Here is a 2,849-nt window from a genome sequence, read left to right as displayed (position 1 = left end):
AATGCCATGGGAGCCGAGGTGAGCAACAATGCCATCATTGTGAAGATGATAAGGGTGATGATGCTGGTACCGGTATTACTGGTGATTGCATGGACCGTTGCAAGGGATGTTGCCAAAAGAGACTGTTTGGAAAATACTGATACCAACAAGCCTAAAATCAGCATTCCATGGTTTGCCATTCTCTTCCTGGTAGTGATTGGATTCAATTCTCTTGGTTTGCTTCCGGAAAGCATAGTGGATTGGATTAACCAACTGGATACCTTCCTCCTGACCATGGCAATGGCAGCATTGGGAGCCGAGACAAGCTTTGACAAATTCAAGAAAGCTGGCATTAAGCCTTTCCTCTTGGCTGCCATTCTTTATTGCTGGCTCATTGGAGGTGGATATTGTCTGGTTAAGTTTGCCATACCTTACTTACAATAATAGTATCACATATATGATACCGTCAAAACTGAATATCCATGTGAAAAATTGAACGATTCACATGGATATTTTTATTCGTTAACGTTTTTACTTTCTTCTTCTCCTAGGAATTTCAACCGTAGGCTCGTAAGCTTTCAGTCCTTCATCACCTGTAAAGATTTCAACTTCATATCCTAAATCAGTATAATACTTTACGACTTCAACTATAGAAGCATCGCCTAAAGCTTGCCCTCCTATAACTGTGTCCTTCCATTTCTCTGCCAACTTTTTTAAGTTTTCAGGATTCCACAAACTGCTTTGTTCAGTAAATGCAGCCCATGGTGATTTCTCATCAGCAGAATCAATCATGATTTGAGCAAATTCCTCGCCTAATGACTTTCTGTCTCCGGAAGAATGAGCTATATGATTCCCAGTCTCAATGATCGTTGCAAGCGGCAGAATAAAGGTTGTTCCTTTCTTCTTTTCTTCCTCTATTTTCTCAGAGACCATCTCGTATGTAACCAAGGCTTTGCTTGGACCACAAGTTTCCTTGCCAGGTACTTTGAGCCAAACACAAAGTACACTCGTATCAATCACCAATACCTTTCTCATTATATTTTATCATTAACCATCATTCTACCAATTGTTCCTGAAGCCATCAATTTGGCTAGATTCTCTTTTTCTTCCAAGAGATTGACATGACTATCACCATTCTCATCACGGGTAACATAGCTGACAAACGGAATCATCTTGTTGCCTAACTCATCTAACAAAACTGGATTATGCGTCGTACAGAGCACATCAACCTGGCGCTGTCGTGACAAATCCTTCAACATATCAACCAACTCCTTTGCGCGAGAAGGATGCAAGCCATTATCCACCTCTTCGATAAGCAACAAACTATGAGGTGCAACCGTCAAAAGAGCTACGACAATCGCTATAAAACGAAGCGTACCATCACTCATACCTCTTGCATCAACAGGTTGTTCGGGATTCCAATCCTCATAACAATAAAGCATGGCATCCGACTTAATCAGGCCAACAGGCTCAGATATCACCTTGTTAATATCACGCTCAGGAAGTGGTCGAACATAGCTAGACACCAGTGCTTCCACCTTCTTCTTTTCCTCAGGTGCCAATGCACATAAAACGCCAGCTACATTACTACCATCAGACTTCAACTCTTTTGAAATCTTGCAGTAATCACGCATCTTAGCAGGAACAGGATCAAGAATGATGATATTTCTAAAAGTAGCATATATCTTAGCCCAAAAATCTAGAAATATTGGAACATCATACATTTTCCATGTGATATTGCGAGCAGAATCAATAAACTTGCCAGGAACGACATCATCGCCTTCTATACCTAAACGATGAATTTCACAAGGACCAAAACTGAAAACTGAATTCCGTTTAATCACTCTCAAATCAAGAAGATAATAACTTCCATCAATTTCTATTTCTATCTCAATACAGAAAAAATCCTCACCTCTACGGATAATCCAGTCTTCCCCACCTCTAACAGCCTGGATGGCATCAAGAAGGCTCTTACCTTCCCCCACAGCACGGAGAAAGGCAAACGCATCTAACACATTTGACTTACCACTAGCATTGGTTCCGATAAGGATACCCAAAGAATCGATATATATAGTAGAGTCCTTAAAGCTCTTCCAGTTTTGTAACCTAATCTTTGTAATCATTGCCCATGTTTATTTAAACTCAATATAATAATTTGCAAAGCTAATCATTTTTTCTGAAACAAACAAGAAAATCGCAATAATTCTGCAAGTAACCAGCAAATTACCTAAAAAAAGTAGAACGATTCACAAGGATATTCTCATTTTTTATTACCTTTGCAGCCATATTCTAAATATCATAGTCAATATGACTATCATAAAATAGAGGGGAAGGCTCCTCAATGGGGAAAGAATTGTTTTTCATAAGTACATTTAACGCAGCAGAAATCATGAAGAAGAAAATCCTTAATTCCGCAACACTTTGATTTAACTTTATTTATAAGTTCCTGAGCAACAAAAAGTTGCCCAGGATTTTGCCGTGTCAGATTTTTCACTTATCTTAGTGTTGCAATTAGAAAACAAGCGAAAATCGTAACAAGGCATGGCAAAGGTACAAATAAAATCTGAGAAACTCACACCTTTTGGAGGATTTTTTTCAATCATGGAGAAATTTGACTCCATGCTTTCACCCGTTATCGACTCAACACTGGGTCAGAGATGCCGCAGTATCATCGGATATCAGTTCAGCGAGATAGTCCGTTCGCTGATGAGCGTTTATTTCTGTGGCGGCTCATGCGTGGAAGACGTAACGTCACAACTGATGCGCCATCTCTCGTATCATCCTACCCTTCGTACATGCAGCTCTGATACCATCCTCAGAGCCATCAAGGAACTGACACAGGAAAACATCTCCTATACTTCCGACCAAGG

Annotated in this window: 3 protein-coding genes and 1 pseudogene; 2 read left to right on the top strand and 2 right to left on the bottom strand. The window is 39.9% G+C overall.

Going from position 1 to position 2,849, the window contains the following annotated elements; all coding sequences use genetic code 11:
• Positions 1 to 423, top strand: a 423-nt coding sequence (locus AAAT87_RS15185; protein ID WP_349226897.1) for a YeiH family protein, incomplete at its 5' end; no start/stop codon positions are given.
• An 87-nt stretch (positions 424 to 510) separates the two neighbouring features.
• Here the strand turns inward: AAAT87_RS15185 and AAAT87_RS15180 are convergent.
• Together AAAT87_RS15180 and AAAT87_RS15175 are read right to left on the bottom strand one after the other, a co-directional pair.
• Complete coding sequence (locus tag AAAT87_RS15180) at positions 511 to 1,014, bottom strand: hypothetical protein (RefSeq protein WP_349226896.1); 504 nt, start codon at positions 1,012 to 1,014, stop codon at positions 511 to 513.
• Positions 1,014 to 2,102 carry an AAA family ATPase gene (locus AAAT87_RS15175; RefSeq protein ID WP_089543660.1) on the bottom strand — a complete coding sequence of 363 codons (1,089 nt, stop codon included), beginning with the start codon at positions 2,100 to 2,102 and terminating at the stop codon, positions 1,014 to 1,016. The genes AAAT87_RS15180 and AAAT87_RS15175 overlap by 1 nt, the downstream gene beginning before the upstream one ends.
• Before the next feature lie 418 nt (positions 2,103 to 2,520).
• Between AAAT87_RS15175 and AAAT87_RS15170 the strand changes: the two are divergent.
• Positions 2,521 to 2,849 (top strand): annotated as a pseudogene (locus AAAT87_RS15170) (IS1380 family transposase); the annotation flags it as partial.

Origin of the sequence: Segatella sinensis (genome assembly GCF_040095255.1) — a bacterium.
GTDB lineage: Bacteria > Bacteroidota > Bacteroidia > Bacteroidales > Bacteroidaceae > Prevotella > Prevotella sinensis.
Note: the sequence above shows the minus strand (reverse complement) of the source record. Positions and strands in the feature narration are given on the sequence as shown.